The sequence below is a fragment of the Rhodococcus zopfii NBRC 100606 = JCM 9919 genome, from assembly GCF_001895025.1.
Classification (GTDB): Bacteria; Actinomycetota; Actinomycetes; order Mycobacteriales; family Mycobacteriaceae; genus Rhodococcus; species Rhodococcus zopfii.
This window is the reverse complement of record NZ_BCXI01000008.1, coordinates 46,971-61,862: the sequence shown is the minus strand read 5'-3', so window position 1 is coordinate 61,862 and position 14,892 is coordinate 46,971. Positions and strand designations below refer to the sequence as shown.

Annotated in this window: 19 protein-coding genes; 10 read left to right on the top strand and 9 right to left on the bottom strand. The window is 68.4% G+C overall.

All coding sequences use genetic code 11. From position 1 onward, the window contains the following. The first annotated feature begins 50 nt into the window (after window positions 1-50). Entirely contained in the window at window positions 51-338 is a 288-nt protein-coding gene (locus RZ1_RS05310; RefSeq protein WP_072809877.1) for a 4a-hydroxytetrahydrobiopterin dehydratase, read from the top strand. On the opposite strand, the gene RZ1_RS05305 is transcribed toward RZ1_RS05310, so the two are convergent. After that, complete coding sequence (locus RZ1_RS05305; RefSeq protein WP_072809875.1) at window positions 283-1,551, bottom strand: mannosyltransferase; 1,269 nt, start codon at window positions 1,549-1,551, stop codon at window positions 283-285. The two genes, RZ1_RS05310 and RZ1_RS05305, sit on opposite strands and share 56 nt — an antisense overlap. 387 nt (window positions 1,552-1,938) lie before the next feature. On the opposite strand from RZ1_RS05305, the gene RZ1_RS05300 reads away from it, so the two are divergent. After that, window positions 1,939-2,781 carry an Rv1157c family protein gene (locus RZ1_RS05300; protein WP_072809873.1) on the top strand — a complete coding sequence of 281 codons (843 nt, stop codon included), beginning with the start codon at window positions 1,939-1,941 and terminating at the stop codon, window positions 2,779-2,781. Window positions 2,782-2,902: 121 nt separating this feature from the next. Next, window positions 2,903-3,259, top strand: coding sequence for a hypothetical protein (locus RZ1_RS05295; protein WP_072809871.1), 357 nt, complete (start codon window positions 2,903-2,905; stop codon window positions 3,257-3,259). 12 nt (window positions 3,260-3,271) lie between these two features. On the opposite strand, the gene RZ1_RS05290 is transcribed toward RZ1_RS05295, so the two are convergent. Further along, window positions 3,272-3,997: a DUF1906 domain-containing protein gene (locus tag RZ1_RS05290; RefSeq protein WP_072809869.1), complete on the bottom strand. Its 726-nt coding sequence runs from the start codon at window positions 3,995-3,997 to the stop codon at window positions 3,272-3,274. 104 nt (window positions 3,998-4,101) lie between these two features. After that, entirely contained in the window at window positions 4,102-5,049 is a 948-nt protein-coding gene (locus RZ1_RS05285) for a restriction endonuclease (RefSeq protein ID WP_072809867.1), read from the bottom strand. Window positions 5,050-5,264: 215 nt separating this feature from the next. On the opposite strand from RZ1_RS05285, the gene RZ1_RS05280 reads away from it, so the two are divergent. After that, on the top strand, window positions 5,265-5,756 hold the full coding sequence (locus tag RZ1_RS05280) for a nuclear transport factor 2 family protein (protein ID WP_072809866.1): 492 nt from the start codon (window positions 5,265-5,267) through the stop codon (window positions 5,754-5,756). 6 nt (window positions 5,757-5,762) lie between these two features. Here RZ1_RS05280 and RZ1_RS05275 read toward each other — a convergent pair whose 3' ends face one another. Further along, a complete protein-coding gene (locus RZ1_RS05275; RefSeq protein ID WP_072809864.1) occupies window positions 5,763-6,068 on the bottom strand; it encodes an antibiotic biosynthesis monooxygenase family protein in 306 nt (101 codons plus the stop codon). A gap of 174 nt (window positions 6,069-6,242) precedes the next feature. Between RZ1_RS05275 and RZ1_RS05270 the strand changes: the two genes are divergently transcribed. Next, window positions 6,243-6,824, top strand: coding sequence for a mismatch-specific DNA-glycosylase (locus RZ1_RS05270; protein WP_072809992.1), 582 nt, complete (start codon window positions 6,243-6,245; stop codon window positions 6,822-6,824). 1 nt (window position 6,825) lies between these two features. Here RZ1_RS05270 and RZ1_RS05265 read toward each other — a convergent pair whose 3' ends face one another. Continuing rightward, window positions 6,826-7,161 (bottom strand): DUF1330 domain-containing protein, encoded by a 336-nt coding sequence (locus RZ1_RS05265; RefSeq protein WP_072809862.1) that lies wholly within the window; start codon window positions 7,159-7,161, stop codon window positions 6,826-6,828. 117 nt (window positions 7,162-7,278) lie between these two features. On the opposite strand from RZ1_RS05265, the gene RZ1_RS05260 reads away from it, so the two are divergent. Together RZ1_RS05260 and RZ1_RS05255 are read left to right on the top strand one after the other, a co-directional pair. Further along, complete coding sequence (locus tag RZ1_RS05260; protein WP_072809860.1) at window positions 7,279-8,058, top strand: helix-turn-helix domain-containing protein; 780 nt, start codon at window positions 7,279-7,281, stop codon at window positions 8,056-8,058. Window positions 8,059-8,135: 77 nt separating this feature from the next. Next, window positions 8,136-8,351, top strand: a complete 216-nt coding sequence (locus RZ1_RS05255) for a maltose regulon activator MalT (RefSeq protein ID WP_072809858.1) — start codon at window positions 8,136-8,138, stop codon at window positions 8,349-8,351. A gap of 26 nt (window positions 8,352-8,377) precedes the next feature. Here the strand turns inward: RZ1_RS05255 and RZ1_RS05250 are convergent, their stop codons facing one another. Further along, window positions 8,378-8,902 (bottom strand): 2'-5' RNA ligase family protein, encoded by a 525-nt coding sequence (locus RZ1_RS05250; protein WP_072809856.1) that lies wholly within the window; start codon window positions 8,900-8,902, stop codon window positions 8,378-8,380. A 31-nt stretch (window positions 8,903-8,933) separates the two neighbouring features. Beyond that, window positions 8,934-9,689, bottom strand: a complete 756-nt coding sequence (locus RZ1_RS05245) for a CPBP family intramembrane glutamic endopeptidase (protein WP_072809854.1) — start codon at window positions 9,687-9,689, stop codon at window positions 8,934-8,936. Window positions 9,690-9,891: 202 nt separating this feature from the next. Here RZ1_RS05245 and RZ1_RS05240 point away from each other — a divergent pair, with 202 nt between their 5' ends. Together RZ1_RS05240 and RZ1_RS05235 are read left to right on the top strand one after the other, a co-directional pair. Continuing rightward, window positions 9,892-11,589: a fumarate hydratase gene (locus tag RZ1_RS05240; RefSeq protein ID WP_072809852.1), complete on the top strand. Its 1,698-nt coding sequence runs from the start codon at window positions 9,892-9,894 to the stop codon at window positions 11,587-11,589. Window positions 11,590-11,698: 109 nt separating this feature from the next. After that, complete coding sequence (locus RZ1_RS05235; protein ID WP_072809850.1) at window positions 11,699-11,977, top strand: substrate-binding domain-containing protein; 279 nt, start codon at window positions 11,699-11,701, stop codon at window positions 11,975-11,977. A 13-nt stretch (window positions 11,978-11,990) separates the two neighbouring features. On the opposite strand, the gene RZ1_RS05230 is transcribed toward RZ1_RS05235, so the two are convergent. Then, window positions 11,991-12,449 carry a carboxymuconolactone decarboxylase family protein gene (locus RZ1_RS05230; RefSeq protein WP_072809849.1) on the bottom strand — a complete coding sequence of 153 codons (459 nt, stop codon included), beginning with the start codon at window positions 12,447-12,449 and terminating at the stop codon, window positions 11,991-11,993. Window positions 12,450-12,523: 74 nt separating this feature from the next. Here RZ1_RS05230 and RZ1_RS05225 point away from each other — a divergent pair, with 74 nt between their 5' ends. Then, entirely contained in the window at window positions 12,524-13,426 is a 903-nt protein-coding gene (locus RZ1_RS05225) for a sigma-70 family RNA polymerase sigma factor (RefSeq protein ID WP_072809847.1), read from the top strand. Window positions 13,427-13,537: 111 nt separating this feature from the next. Here the strand turns inward: RZ1_RS05225 and RZ1_RS05220 are convergent, their stop codons facing one another. Beyond that, complete coding sequence (locus tag RZ1_RS05220) at window positions 13,538-14,848, bottom strand: MFS transporter (protein WP_072809846.1); 1,311 nt, start codon at window positions 14,846-14,848, stop codon at window positions 13,538-13,540. Window positions 14,849-14,892 lie beyond the last annotated feature (44 nt).

The following is a 14,892-nucleotide window of genomic DNA, read 5'->3' as shown; positions in this document are numbered from 1 at the left end:
GCCTGCTCCTCACCGTTGCGGTCACGCGCTGCATCGTCCCAGAATGGGTCATGGCCGACCTTCTCTCCGATACCGAGATCGACGCCGCACTCACCGGCCTTCCGGGCTGGAGCCGGGAGGGGAATTCACTGGTGAGGACCATCGAATCGGCAACCTTTCCGGACGCGATCGCCCTGGTGTCTCGTGTGGCCGAGGCCGCCGAGGAGGCGAACCACCATCCGGACATCGACATCCGGTGGCGGAAGGTGACGTACAGGCTTTCGACGCACTCCGCGGGCGGGATCACGGCCGCCGATCCGGCTCTCGCCCGCCGGATCGACTCGCTGGCCGGGGAGTGACCGGTTCCGCGGGTGGCTGTGTCCGTCCGGCGTGGACGATCCACGCGTAGACCGCGAGCGCGCCGACGGCGTTCGCGGCGCCGAGCCATGAGAGGACGGCCGGCCGCGAGATTTCCCAGATGGAGTCCTGGGCCCAGCCGAGCAGCCAGGGCACTCCGACGAGTGTGGTGATCGCCCAGCACGCCGCGATCACGCGGGTGCCGCGTCGCTGCGCAAGAGGGCCGTAGACGAGCCACACCAGCATCGGGACGACCCACACCCAGTGGTGGGCCCACGAGATCGGGGAGACGAGCAGCCCGAACAGCTGGACGACGACGAGCGTGCCGAGCCGGTCGTCGGGGCCGAGCGCACGCCACGCGGCGTAGGCGAGCGCCGCGGAGAGCACGACCGCGATCAGCCACAGCGGCCCGGTGCCGACATCGTGGCCGACGATGCGGCTGAGCGCGCCGCGCAGCGACTGGTTCCACACCGATCCGACGGGGCCGACCCGGTCCGCATCACCGAAGAACGTCGTGAAGTACCTGCGGGCCTGTTCACCGAGGACCAGCACGCTTATCGCGACGGTCGCGAAGAACACGACGCCGGAGAACACGGCGGCGGACCAGCGGCGGCGCGCGAGGAAGTACAGCCCCGCGATCGCCGGGGTCAGTTTGATGCCGGCCAGGATTCCGACGAGGCCGCCGGAGAGCCACCAGCGGCTGCTGCGCGCGGCGATCATGATGCCGAGCACCAGGAAGACGTTGACCTGCCCGTAGTCGAGGGTCATGCGGACCGGTTCGGTCCACACGCCGATCGCGGTCCACGCCAGCGCTACGGATGTCCATCGGGTGGTATGCGCGTCGGCGCCGAAGAGCAGTTCGAGAGCGATCCGGACGATGCCGTACAGCGCGGCGACGGTGAGCAGCTGCCACACGAGGCCGACGAATCCGAACGGCAGGTAGTGCAGCGGGAAGAACACCATCGCCGCGAACGGCGGGTAGGTGAACGGCAGCGGGAAGTCGGGGGTGTCTTGCGAGTAGGTGAAGTCGTAGAGATCGCCCTGCAGCAGGCTCGCCGCGCCCTCGACGTAGACGTGCAGGTCGACGAGGTTCAGGCCGTTGGGGGTGAGGAAGGCCCACAGCAGCCGGGCGGTGACGGACACGAGCAGCAGTGCCGCGCACCACGACACGCGCTGCGAATTCGGCCTGTGCGGGGGGCGGACGGATTGTGGCACTGCGGCGCAGCCTCCCGTGGTCGTCGGCCCGGGCGCACCCGAGAACCGGGCGCATCCCAGAGGCCCCCGCTCACCCGAGGACCGGGGATAGAGACTATCGGCTCGGTGCGAACGCTCCGAAAGTGCTGGTCCGGGGAGTAACAGTTTTATCTCCAACCCCAGCAGTAACACGCGGGAGGGGTTACGGTCTACCGGATACCACCATTCGGAAGACACTGTAGTTACACTCCCCGCAGGTCCTGCCGTCGGCGCAAATCAAGCGCTATGGCTTGTACCGAACGGGGGGCCTACATAGAGTGTCTCCTCGAGCCGTCAGCTCTCGTTGGCCCGCAGGGTCGCCGAGGGCGTCAACGACAAGGATGGGGAACAGTGCTTCGTACTCGAGGAATGCGACGGGCGCTCATCACGTGCGCACTCGCCGCCACCGCGGGACTGATCGTGCCCACGCACGCGGTCGCGCAACCGCTTCCACCGGCCCCGGCCATTCCCGATCTGGCCCAGATCACGAGTGCCCTGCCCTTCGAGGTGCCTGCGGACCTGTCCATCGAGGCGCTGACCAACCTGTTCGCGAACCAGGTCGCGAATCCCGCGGAGATCGAGGCGCTCGCGTCCCTCGCCCCGGCCATCGCCGGTGCCGCTGCCGGCCCCTCCGATATCGCGGACGACGGCAAGAACGACCTGCTCGCGCAGGCCAAGGAGCTGCTCGAGAACTCCGAGCTGCCCGACTCGATCAAGGCGACGCTGAAGCGTGTCATCACGTTCCTGGACGGCAGCGGCGGCGGCGGCCCCGACCTCCCGGACCCGAACAGCGTCGTGATCACGCAGTTCCTGTACCCGACCCTCGGTGACGGCTGCATCAGCGACACCGCAGACTCGGTCGGCACGGCCCTGGCCGTCCCCGGCCCGTCGAAGCTGCCGCCTCCGGGACCTGCCGCAGGCCAGACCGGTTTCGTCTTCACTGCGCTGGGCACCGCGCCGCTCGCCGACACTCAGAAAAGCCCGCTCACCGTGAGCTGGATCAACGTCTCCAACGGCCGGACCGGCTCGCAGCCGCTCACCGGTGAGGCAAAGATCAATCCGGACGGCCCGGCGACCCTCAGCGCGATCGCCGACACCGGATCCGGCAACGTCGTCGCCGTGATCTCGGGCGGTATCACCACTCAGAAGGCGGATGCCGAGCCGCGCTCGTGCACCTTCCTGCCGACCATCGGCCTGATCTCGGTGCGCTGATCCGCAACACCGCGTCGAGCTAGACCGTCGTGTCGATCGAGACCGCCGGGGCACCCGCTCCGGCGGTCTCGTCGTTTCGTGAACGCTTCCGGTCAGCCGTCACGGCGTGGTAGACCGGAGCATGGCCGAAATCTCCTGCGGTGCCCGGAATCGCCGCGGCGACGACCGGACCCGCTCGATCCGCTCGATCGGGTCGCACCGGTCGATCCTGTCGATTCGTTCGGAAGGCTCGATCCTGTCGATCGGATCCGCCTACTCGATCCTGTCGATCGGCAGTGTCGGCTCGATCCTGTCCATCGGGTCGGCCGGCTCGGCCCTGTCGTCGCTGTCGTTCGGCAGTCTCGGCTCGGCCCTGTCCGGGTTGTCCCGCTGGTCGTTGCTGTCGTGGCGCGGCGACCACACCGCACCCGAATCCGAGCATCCCACCCTCGTGGTCACCGCCGCCGAAACCGATCCGGCGCAACACTGCCAGAGCTGATACCCGGGAGCTCTACCCGGCTGTGAGCGACCACTGCCCGTAGTCCGCGGTGAGCACGTGGTTGACGTCGATGCCGATCCCCTCGATCGCCTTCTGCCCCGGAATCTGATGCAGGTTCGCCAGAGGATGGACGTATCCCTTCGGGGTACCCCAATCGTGCTGCCAGTAGTACGAACCGAGTTGCGCGACCACGGCGTGGTCGATCGTCGGAGAGTTCGCATAGACCCCGGTGTTCTCCCGGCCGACCACCGACTGCCAGCCCAGGAGATACGGGGCGATCATCGTCGCGAACTCGGCCGGCGTCGGATTGTCGTCGATCGACGCGTAGATCGGACGGTCGTCGGGTCCCCCGGCCGCCCGATGCAGTTCGAGACCGCGGGTCGCATGCTCGACACCGGCGTCGAAACCGCCCCGCCAATCCGCGGTGTCCGCCTTGCCGAACTGATAGCAGGACACGACTTCGAGCCCGCCCTGGGTCAGCTCCGTCGCCTCCGACGCGGTCAGCGGCTTGGCCAGCATCCACTCGGCGCCGGGCCGTCGATCCGACACATAGCGGATCGCGCCGATGTGCCCGGCCGCGCGGATCGACTGCGGCGACGGCACATCCGCCGAATAGTCGACGATCGTGCCGAGGACCTCCCTGCCCTGGGCGACACCGGGCGCAGCGACGGCGGACAGCCACACCGCTCCCGAGCCGATTGCCGCATACCGCAACAGTTCTCGACGAGAAAGACTCATCGCACCTCGCTTCAGCCGGTTCGGTCGTGGGCACCATCCGTTATTGCACCACATCCCCAGCAGTCACAGGGGCAACACGGGAAAGGGGCCGGACGGGCGGGTCCCTAACGCCCGGCGAGGTCCGCGAAGTACGCCGGCACCAGCGCGACGTCCTCCACCGTCCGTACCGTGGTCCGCACCCCGAGCCCGTGCTCCTTGAGCAGGTCGCACAGACCGTCACCGTCGATCAGGTCGATCGGAGGTGCACCGTGCCGATGCGCCTCGGCCCGTGCGTCATCGGCGAACGAACCGGTGGAGACGAGCAGACCCTTGTCGCCGCGACCCACCATCGCGGCACGGAACTCCCGGACGACGTCGGCTCCGGCCCGCTCGGGGCCGCGCACGAACCGGAAGAAGACGGAGAAGCTGAGCAGCGAGATCCGCAGCACACCGGTGCCCTCGACGTCGGCATCCGCGTCGTCCGGTTCGTTGTCCGGCACGGAACCGGGCGCGGGGATCGTCAGGGTCGTGAAGCCGGCGGCGCGCAACACCGAGGTGACCATCCGCGCGAAGCCGTCGGCGGGCAGCTCGGCGACGGCGGCCAGGACCGGTTCGCGCCAGAGCTCGGGATCTTCGGGTGCCGCCGCGAGCGGCACGACCTGAGCGCCCGACGACGCAGTGCGAACCAGCCGCTTGCGGCGCTTCTCCGCCGTGTACGCCACCTGCATGGGCTTGATTTCGGATTCGCGCACCGCCCGTCCCCGGTCGGTCACACTCCAGACACCGCGGCGGGTGTTCGACAGCAGACCCATACCCTTGAGGTAGGTGCGCGCCCACGCCACCCGGTATTCGATCTCGGTGCCGGGACCGTCGCCGTGGAGCACGGTCCGCACCGTGTCGGGCAGGCCTGCGCGATCGATCACTTCGGCGTCGATGTCCTCGATGACACCGGACCCGCCGAGGGCGATGACCGCCTGCAGCGTGGGCCACAACAGATCTGTGTACGGCGGCAGTGCGACCTCGTCACCGACCGAACTTTCGGCGGAGGCTCCGACCACGTTCCGGCGCTGCACACCTTCCCCAATCGCGTGCGGATTGTCTCCGCACCGCTCTCGATCCTGCACGTCGGCTTCACCCTAGCGGATCGCCCCTGGGGCGGCGGCGTACGCACGCGCTCCCACCGTGCAGGACCGGTCCGACACGGCCGGGCCTCGCCGTGCGATAGTGACGCAGATCATGCCGGAACATCCGGCGGTGGCGGGGCACGCAGGCGGGGGTGGAGTTGCCGATGGGCTGGAGTCACAGCGAACTCGAGGATGCGTTCGCGCTGTACCAACAGGCTTCCGCGGATGCGCGGCGGACCGGCGACTGGAGTCTGTTCTCGGACCGGTTCACCGAGGACGCCCGCTACTACGAGCACGCATACGGCCGTTTCGAGGGCCGCGACGCGATCCGTGAGTGGGTGATCGGCACGATGGGCGCGTTCCCCGGCAACCGGATGACCGCGTTTCCGGCGAACTGGTCGGTGGTCGACGCCGACCGCGGGTGGGTGATCGCCGAGATCGACAACCCGATGGAGGATCCGGGCGACGGTTCGCATCACGCGGCAGCGAACATCACGATCCTGCACTACGGGGGCGACGGGTTGTGGTGTTACGAGGAGGACGCCTACAACCCGATGAACTTCCTGCACATGGCCCAGGGCTGGTGCCGCGCCGCGCAGGACGCGGGCACCCTTCCCGAGGACGCCCGCATCTGGTGGGACCGATACGGGCGCTGAGCCGCCCTATACGCGCACGTCGGCGATGAGTTCGTGCTGCTCGATCGCGCTCGGGGCCTGCATGCCCGGCGCATCCGGATCCGAATGGGCAGCGCGGAACGAGTCCGACTTCAGCCACGCGAAGAAGTCGTCACGGGTGTCGAACTCCATCGTCGAGACGCAGGGGGCGTCGTCGCCGACGGGGCGCTGCAACGTCGTCCGATGCAGGCCGGGAACGCCGGCGAGCGTGGTGTTCATGCTCTCGACGAAGACCTTCTCGAACGCTTCGGCGCCCTCGGCCGGGACCGGGATGCGGTTGGTGACGATGAACATGGATGCTCCTTTTCCGTTCGGGCCGGCGCCTCCCGACGCCTACCGCAACCCATCATATCGACACACTGTCGATAAGTGTCGCGCCAGAACCGCCGCTGCGTGCGGCCGCCGATCCGGGCACCTCGTCGGCACGAGGCGCGATGCCCGCTCGTCGAGACCGCCTACGGTGGTCGCGTGGGTTTCACACGTGCAGAGCTCGAGTCGTTTCGCGACGCCGTCGTCCCCGATCTGATCGGGCCCGGCTGCCGGTTGCTGTTCGTCGGGATCAATCCGGGCCTGTGGACGGCGGCGACCGGCGCACATTTCGCGCGACCCGGAAACCGGTTCTATCCCGCACTGCTGCGGGCCGGCATCATCACCCGCCCGATCGATCCCGGTGCCGGAATGACCCCGGACGACCGGCAGCACCTGCTCGACCGGGGCGTCGGGATCACCAACCTGGCCCCGCGCGCGACCGCCCGCGCCGACGAACTGACCACCGACGAACTGCGCGCCGGTGTCACCCGACTCGCCGCGGTCGTCGCGGAATTCACGCCCCGGGTCGTCGCGGTCGCGGGAATCACCGCGTACCGCACCGCTTTCGGCAGGCGGAAGGCGGTGGCGGGACCGCAGGAAGAGACGATCGACGGTGTCCCGCTGTGGGTGGTGCCGAATCCGAGCGGCCTCAATGCCCACGACACGGTCGACTCGCTCGCCACCGCCTATGCCGAACCGGCCCGCCGTGCCGGCATTCCGGTGAGCCTTTCGGGTCCTTAGGTCAGTACCCACCCACCTTGGCCAGGTAGTCCGTGGCGCGGTAGCCCGGTGCGACGCCCTCGACGAGGATCGCGGAGCCGTCGGAGTTCTCGGTGCGCAGCGGCAGGATCGTCTGGTAGCCCGGCGACTCGTACCATGCGCGGGCACGCTCGATGTCGGGGAACTCGATGAGGATGAGATGGCCGGGCCAGGACCCTTCCCTCACTTCCGGGTCGGTGCCGTGGACCAGGAACCGGCCCCCGAACTCCGCGAGCGTCGCATCGATTCCCTGAAGGTAGCGCATGATCTCCGGTCCGAAGTCGACCGAGCGAAGATGTGCGGCGGCGTAGGCGGTCATGGCGTCTCCCGTGGTTTCGGCGGTGCGTACACGGACGAGCCTGACGCTCGGGGCGACGCGAATCGATTACCTGTGAGGTAATGGCAGCCGTTCCCGCCTTGCCCTAGCGTCGAGCTCATGACGACTGTGCAGCAGGAATCGGCCGGTGCGCTGCTGCGGCACTGGCGGGAACGCCGTGGGCTGAGTCAACTCGCCCTCGCCAACCTCGCGGGAGTGTCGGCGCGGCACCTCAGTTTCGTCGAGACCGGCCGGTCGAGGCCGTCGCGCAGGATGTTGCTCGAACTCGGCGAACACCTGGATCTTCCGCTGCGGGAACGCAACGCGCTGCTGCTCGCAGCGGGACTTGCCCCGGCATATCCGGAGCATCGGCTCGGCGACGTACCGATGGCCGCCGTGTCCGACGCGATCGGCCGGATCCTCATGTCGCACATGCCGTTTCCGGCACTGGTCGTGGACCGGCACTGGACGATGATCGACGCGAACGATGCCGTCACCGCGCTCATCGCCGACTGCGCACCCGCGCTGATCGAGCCGCCGCTGAACGTGCTGCGATTGACACTGCATCCCCGGGGTCTGGCACAGCGGATCGCGAATCTCGGGCAGTGGCGCGGGCACCTGCTGTCCCGGTTGCGGCACCAGATCGCGGCGACCGGCGACCCCGAGCTGATGCGGCTGCACGCGGAACTCGAGGGCTATCCCGGCGACGGGACCGCCGAGGCGGACGACGGCGCGGCGCTCGTGGTGCCGCTGCGGCTGCGGGTCGGTGACGTCGAGTTGTCGTTGTTGAGCACGACCACGCTGTTCGGGACCCCACTCGACGTCACGGTGTCGGAACTGGCGATCGAGGCGTTCTATCCCGCCGACGACGCGACCGCCCGCTTGCTGCTCGGGAGGTGACCCGATCGAACCGGTCTCGCGGCACACCTCCGCGCGGTAGCGTCGAATCACCCATCGTGAACCGGAGGGCACCGATCATGAGCACTGCAAAATGGTGGGTTCTGGACGGACGCAACAACGGCTTCGTCCTCGAGGAGCGACCGAGCGGCGACATCGTCGTAGTCGACACGACGACATCCGAGGAACACGTCCTGCACGGGTATGTGTGGAAGCACTCGCACGTCTTCGGTGTGCAGATCCAGAGTGAGGGCCCGCCGCCCTACGGGCATTGGGTGGAGAACCCGGAGGACTGATTTCTCACGGGGATTCCCCCGATTTCTCACGGAATCCCCCGGAGCGCGAGACGCTCCCCGGTCGTGCTGTCGACGAGCGCTGCGGCGTCCACGACCGCGTCGACGGGCAATACGTCGTAGATCGCGGCGGCCAGGCGCGGCAGGTCGACCAGGCGAGTGCGCGGGCTCAGTGTGCAGTGCGGTGTCCAGGCGCCCGGACGGTAGTTCCGGTGCAGGTCCGCGCCGGTGGCCACGACCGCCTCGACGACACGGTGTTGTCGTCGGAGCAGGTCCTCGGTGGGTGCGGGAGCAAGCCAGATGCGGCCACGCCGGAACGAGCCGAGCGCATCGAGGTGCAGCACCATCGGGCCCCCGTCCGGCAGTTGCTCGACGGCGTCGGCGACCTCGTCGACGACGAAGGTCCGCAGCACCGCGTACGACACGTGCGGGACGTGGCGGCGGTGCGTGTGGGTGAGCAGCGTGGGGACGTCGAGGTTCTCGAGCCGGTGCCACAGGCGACGCAGTGCATGCTCGGTGTCGGCATCGAAGAGCAGGCAGACGGCGAGAGCCACGGGGGCCTCCCTTCGTCGGCGCGACGGAGTGTCAGGCCACACTCACGTGCCACACCAGCGCGGCGGCGAGCGCACCGACGCCGTTGAGCGACCAGTGCAGCGCGATCGGGGCGAGGATGCTGCCACTGCGGCGGCGCAGCCAGGTGAAGACGAATCCGGCGGCCGCGGTCGCGACGACCGCGCCGGCGATGCCGGCGACCTGCCCCCACACGCCACCGCCGAGTACCGCGGTCAGGCCGGCATTTCCGGAGGTCAGTCCGAGCGACGACGCGATGTGCCACAGCCCGAACAGCAGCGACCCGGCGGCGAAGACACCGCGAGCGCCCCACGCGCGTTCGAGCGCGCCGTGCAGGACGCCGCGGAACGCGAGTTCTTCCGGGATCACGGTCTGGAGCGGAATCACGATCATCGACGCGACGAGGGCACCGGAGATCGTCGCGTACCGCTCGGACAGGAAGAACTGACGGGTGAACGGCAGTGCGATACCGATGGCGACGACGGCGACCACGAGACCGACCGCACCGAGGGAGTAGAGCGTCCCGCGCTTCCAGTGCCGGGGCGACAATCCGAGTTCGGACCAGTGCATCCCGCGATGTCGCATCATCGCGACAAGCACGAGCGCGGCGATCGGCACGGTCGCGATGGATGCCCAGACTGTAGTGAAGTGGGCGACCATATTGGTGGCGACGAGCACGGCCACGACGACGAGCACGTCGAGCCACGCGTGGGTCCGTCGGAGCTGTCCGAGACCTGCGGCGACTCCGCCGGGGATGTTCGCGAGAAGCATCCTTATAAGTGTACGGATCGCGGTTCCGTCGCGGCATGATGCGCATCACGCTGCCCGAACTGTCCGGTTGAACTGCCGAAATCGCAGGTGACGCAGTTCACTTCGCGATCCCGGACCGGCTGGATCACACGCCCCGTTGTCAAGGCCTTGCGCCGTCGCGACTAGCCTGTTAGCCGAACCCAGCCCCTTTCCAGGAGAAATCATGGCCGACTTCCTCTACGAGGACCTGCTGCCGATCGGGGAAGACCCCACCGAGTATCGGCTGCTGACCAGCGAGGGGGTGTCCACCGTCGAAGGACCCGACGGCCGCACCTTCCTGAAGGTCGAACCTGAGGCGCTGCGCCTGCTCACCGAGACCGCGCTGCACGATATTTCCCACTATCTGCGCACCGATCACCTGAAGCAGCTCGCGAGCATCCTCGACGATCCGGAAGCGTCGAACAACGACAAGTTCGTGGCCTTGGATCTCCTGAAGAACGCGAACATCGCCGCGGCCGGCGTGCTGCCGATGTGCCAGGACACCGGCACCGCGATCGTCATGGGCAAGCGCGGCCAGCAGGTGCTCACCCCCGGCGACGACGAGGAGTCGATCGCGCGTGGCGTGTACGACGCGTACACCAAGCTGAATCTGCGCTACTCGCAGAACGCTCCCATCACGATGTGGGAGGAGAAGAACACGGGCAACAATCTGCCCGCGCAGATCGAGCTGTACGCGGACACCGCGAAGGGCCACGAGAACTCGTACAAGTTCCTGTTCATGGCCAAGGGCGGCGGATCGGCCAACAAGTCGTACCTGTATCAGGAGACGAAAGCCATCCTGAACCCGGACTCGATGATGCAGTTCCTCGAGGCCAAGATTCGTTCGCTCGGCACCGCCGCGTGTCCCCCGTATCACCTGGCGATCGTCGTCGGCGGCACGTCCGCGGAGTTCGCGCTCAAGACCGCGAAGTACGCGTCGGCCCACTACCTGGACGAGCTGCCTACCGAGGGCTCGATCACTGGCCGCGGTTTCCGCGACCACGAGCTCGAGAAGAAGGTCTTCGAGCTCACCCAGAAGATCGGTATCGGCGCACAGTTCGGCGGCAAGTACTTCTGCCACGACGTCCGAGTGATCCGTCTCCCCCGCCACGGTGCGTCGCTGCCCGTCGCGATCGCCGTCTCCTGCTCGGCGGACCGTCAGGCGAAGGCGAAGATCACCCCCGAGGGCGTGTTCCTCGAGCAACTCGAATTCAACCCGGGCCGGTTCCTGCCGGAGGTCACCGACTCGCAGCTCGACGCCGAGACCGACGGCGTGTCGGGCACCGGCAAGGGTGCTGCCGTCAAGATCGATCTGACGAGGCCGATGCCGGAGATCCTGGCCGAGCTGTCCAAGCACCCGGTCAAGACCCGACTGTCGCTGACCGGCCCGCTGGTCGTGGCCCGGGACATCGCGCACGCGAAGATCAAGGAACGCCTCGACGCCGGTCAGGAGATGCCGCAGTACCTGCGCGATCACCCGGTGTACTACGCGGGCCCGGCCAAGACCCCTGAGGGTCTGGCGTCCGGTTCGTTCGGTCCGACCACCGCGGGCCGCATGGACTCGTACGTCGAGCAGTTCCAGGCGGCAGGCGGGTCGATGGTGATGCTCGCGAAGGGCAACCGTTCCAAGCAGGTCACCGACGCGTGCAACGCGCACGGCGGCTTCTACCTCGGTTCCATCGGCGGCCCGGCGGCCCGTCTGGCCCTCGACTGCATCAAGAAGGTCGAAGTCATCGAGTACCAGGAACTCGGCATGGAAGCGGTCTGGAAGATCGAGGTCGAGGACTTCCCCGCGTTCATCGTCGTCGACGACAAGGGCAACGACTTCTTCGCAGGCACCGGCGAGGTCACCCTGACGGTCGGCAAGCGCCCCGGACTGTAATCCTCTACCGCCCAACGCATCCGCGAATCGCTATCGGTTCGCGGATGCGTTGTTTCCGGGGCATCCGGGCGCGGTCGGCCGAGGGGACCCCGAGATAGTCCGCCACCTCGTGGAGGGTACCGACGTCACCGCAGTCGCCGCCTTCGACGACAATGTGGCGCTGACGGTGCTCGCGGCGACGCGCCGGACCGGCCACCGGGTCCCGAGCGACCTTGCCGTCATCGGTTTCGCCGAGGGACAGCATGCGGCGCTCTGGGAGCCGGCGCTCACGACGGTCCGCATCAACGCGACCGCCTACGGTCGCCGCGCCGCGCGAATCTCGTTGGGGCTCGACGCCGGAAACTGGACGCAGCCGCCCTCCGAGGTGATCGTCCGGGAAACGACCTGATTCGACGGCCCGGTCAGGCCGGAATATCGCCCGCCACCTGCCTCACCGAGGCGTTGACACGGTTCCACACGTTAATCGTCGCGATCTGCACGATCAGCGCCGCGAGCTGTTCCTCGGTGTAGAGGTCGGCGGCCGCATCCCACACGTCGTCGGGAACCGGATCCGGCCGGTCCGCCAGCCTGGTGACCGCTTCGGTCAGCGCGAGCGCCGCGCGTTCCTCGTCGGTGAAGTACGGGGACTCGCGCCAGGCGGCGACCGCGAACAGCCGTTCGGTCGTCTCACCGTCCTTCAATGCGAGCCGTGGGTGCAGATCCACACACACGCCGCAGCCGTTGATCTGGCTCGCCCGCAGGTGCATCAAGTGCAGTGTCCGCGCGGGGATGTCGACGCTGTCGGTGGACCGTCCGAGCGCGAGGATCGCCTGCATAGCCGTGGGCAGGACCATTGCCGGATTCTTCATTCGAGACTGCATGATTCGCTCCTTGTCACATTCGGTTGTGGCGGTTCGTCACTTCATCGACGAAACCGGGCGGAAGGATGTGACAGATGAGCGACGAAGATTTTCTGGCGCGGCAGTTCGAAGACCACCGCACGCACCTGCGGGCCGTGGCGTTGCGGATGCTGGGTTCGGGGGCCGACGCCGACGACGCGCTCCAGGAGACATGGCTGCGGTTGAGTCGCTCCGACACCAGTGAAGTCGCCAACCTCGCCGGCTGGCTGACGACCGTGGTGAGCCGGGTGTGCCTGGATGTATTGCGCGCCCGCAGATCCCGGTCCGAGGTTTCGCTCGACGATCCCGACCGCCTGGAGCCTGCCCTCCCCCGGCCCACTGCCGAGCCGGAACACGAAGCGGTACTTGCCGATTCCGTCGGCGTCGCGATGCTCGTCGTCCTCGACACGCTTGCCCCGGCGGAACGCCTCGCGTTCGTGCTGCACGACATGTTCGGGGTTCCGTTCGACGAGATCGCCCCGATCGTCGATCGGGCCCCGGCCGCGACCCGGCAGCTCGCGAGCCGCGCCCGGCGGCGGGTGCAGGGTGTCACGCTCGCCCCGGCGGATCTGTCGCGCCGGCGGCAGGTCGTCGACGCGTTCCTCGCCGCGTCTCGCGAAGGACGGTTCGAGGACCTGCTCGCTCTGCTCGACCCCGAGGTGAGCCTGCACGCCGACGACGCCGCGGTCGCGTCGGCGCGGCTCGGTGCCGCGGCCGGGGCACCGGGTCTGGAACGCGAGTTGCAGGGGGCCCGCGCGGTCGCGACCGCCTTCTCCGGCCGCGCCCGGGCGGCGCAGCCCGCACTGGTCGACGGCATGCCCGGTGCGGCGTGGGCACCCGCCGGCGTCGTCCGGTCGGTGTTCGTCTTCGTCGTCGAGGACGGCCGGATCATCTCGATCGACGTGGTCGTCGAGCCGGATCAGGTCGCGGCACTCGAGGTCGTGCTCGTCGGGAACTGACGTCCACCCCTCGGTCTTTCGAGCGAAGGGTACATCCAGTCGATTGAAGGAGACGGACGATACATTCGCTCAGGGACGGGCGCGGCCCACGACACCCGACAGGCCGGTGGGTCAGGCGTCGAGGACCGTCCCGGCCCGCTCCGGCAGGGTGAATGCCGCAACCGCGGCGACGGCGAACGCGGCCGCGAACACGCCGAACACGAGCCCGTTGCCGCCGGGCAGCAGCCACGGCACCAGGAGCGGCGCGAGGATCGAGGCGATCCGGCCGAACGCCGCGGCAGCGCCGGTGCCCGCACCGCGCACCGATGTCGGGTACAACTCCGGCCCGATCGCATACAACGCCCCCCACGCCCCGAGGTTGAAGAACGACAGCATCATTCCGGCCGCGATGATCGTGGCGGGGCTGCCCGCGAGCCCGAACAGGGCCGCCGCGACCGCCGATCCGACGAGGAACGTCGCGAGCGTCGCGCGACGACCCCACGCTTCGATCAACCAGGCCGCGACCGCGTAGCCGGGTAGCTGCGCGAGCGTGATGATCAGCGTGTACTGGAACGACTTGACCAGGTCGAAGCCCTGGTTGACGAGCAGGCTGGGAAGCCAGATGAACGCGCCGTAGTACGACAGGTTGATGCCGAACCAGACGATCCACAGCGCTGCGGTGCGAGACCGCAACCGCGGCGACCAGATCGATTCCGGGGCGACGGGCGGCGGTTCGGCGCCCGGTTCGTCGGGTCCGGGCGTGGCGACGGCGACGCCCGCAGATCTTTCGAACGCCCGCACGGCGGCTTCGGCTTCGGCGTATCGGCCCTTCCGTTCGAGGAACCGCACCGATTCGGGAAGACCCAATCGGACCACGACGGCGTACAGCGTCGGGGCGACACCCGCAAGCAGCGCCCACCGCCAGCCGTCGTCGCCGATCGGCACGACGAAGTAGCCGATCAACGCGGCCATGATCCAGCCGACCGCCCAGAAGGCTTCGAGCGCCACCACCACGCGACCACGCACCTTGCGCGGCGCGTACTCGCTGACCAGCGTCGACGCGACCGGAAGCTCCGCCCCGAGACCGAGGCCGACGACGAACCGCAGTACCAGCAGCACCGCAACCGACCCCGCCAGTGCCGACGCCCCGGTGGCCAGCCCGTAGACGAGCAGTGTGGTTGCGAATACCTGCCGGCGTCCGATGCGGTCGGCGAGCAGTCCGCCGAGCGCGGCCCCGACCGCCATACCGACGAACCCGATCGACCCGATCCACGATAGTTGGGTGCTGCTCAGGTTCCACTGCACGGCGAGCGCGGCCATCACGAACGAGATGAGCCCGACGTCCATCGCGTCGAGCGCCCAGCCGATGCCGGAGCCGAGCACCAGCTTGAAGTGTCTGCGGGTGAACGGCAGTTCGTCGAGCCGCTGAGCGCGCGTGGTCATGAAGCGCAACGTACCGGCCGCGCCACCCGGTTCGCGTCGGAAGG

Excerpts from the sequence above, each read along its gene's own strand:
- RZ1_RS05310 (WP_072809877.1), top strand. The coding sequence starts at position 51 with ATGGCCGACCTTCTCTCCGATACCGAGATCGACGCCGCACTCACCGGC.
- RZ1_RS05300 (WP_072809873.1), top strand. The coding sequence starts at position 1,939 with ATGCGACGGGCGCTCATCACGTGCGCACTCGCCGCCACCGCGGGACTG.
- RZ1_RS05295 (WP_072809871.1), top strand. The coding sequence starts at position 2,903 with ATGGCCGAAATCTCCTGCGGTGCCCGGAATCGCCGCGGCGACGACCGG.
- RZ1_RS05290 (WP_072809869.1), bottom strand. The coding sequence starts at position 3,997 with ATGAGTCTTTCTCGTCGAGAACTGTTGCGGTATGCGGCAATCGGCTCG.
- RZ1_RS05280 (WP_072809866.1), top strand. The coding sequence starts at position 5,265 with ATGGGCTGGAGTCACAGCGAACTCGAGGATGCGTTCGCGCTGTACCAA.
- RZ1_RS05275 (WP_072809864.1), bottom strand. The coding sequence starts at position 6,068 with ATGTTCATCGTCACCAACCGCATCCCGGTCCCGGCCGAGGGCGCCGAA.
- RZ1_RS05265 (WP_072809862.1), bottom strand. The coding sequence starts at position 7,161 with ATGACCGCCTACGCCGCCGCACATCTTCGCTCGGTCGACTTCGGACCG.
- RZ1_RS05260 (WP_072809860.1), top strand. The coding sequence starts at position 7,279 with ATGACGACTGTGCAGCAGGAATCGGCCGGTGCGCTGCTGCGGCACTGG.
- RZ1_RS05255 (WP_072809858.1), top strand. The coding sequence starts at position 8,136 with ATGAGCACTGCAAAATGGTGGGTTCTGGACGGACGCAACAACGGCTTC.
- RZ1_RS05245 (WP_072809854.1), bottom strand. The coding sequence starts at position 9,689 with ATGCTTCTCGCGAACATCCCCGGCGGAGTCGCCGCAGGTCTCGGACAG.
- RZ1_RS05240 (WP_072809852.1), top strand. The coding sequence starts at position 9,892 with ATGGCCGACTTCCTCTACGAGGACCTGCTGCCGATCGGGGAAGACCCC.
- RZ1_RS05230 (WP_072809849.1), bottom strand. The coding sequence starts at position 12,449 with ATGCAGTCTCGAATGAAGAATCCGGCAATGGTCCTGCCCACGGCTATG.
- RZ1_RS05225 (WP_072809847.1), top strand. The coding sequence starts at position 12,524 with ATGAGCGACGAAGATTTTCTGGCGCGGCAGTTCGAAGACCACCGCACG.
- RZ1_RS05220 (WP_072809846.1), bottom strand. The coding sequence starts at position 14,848 with ATGACCACGCGCGCTCAGCGGCTCGACGAACTGCCGTTCACCCGCAGA.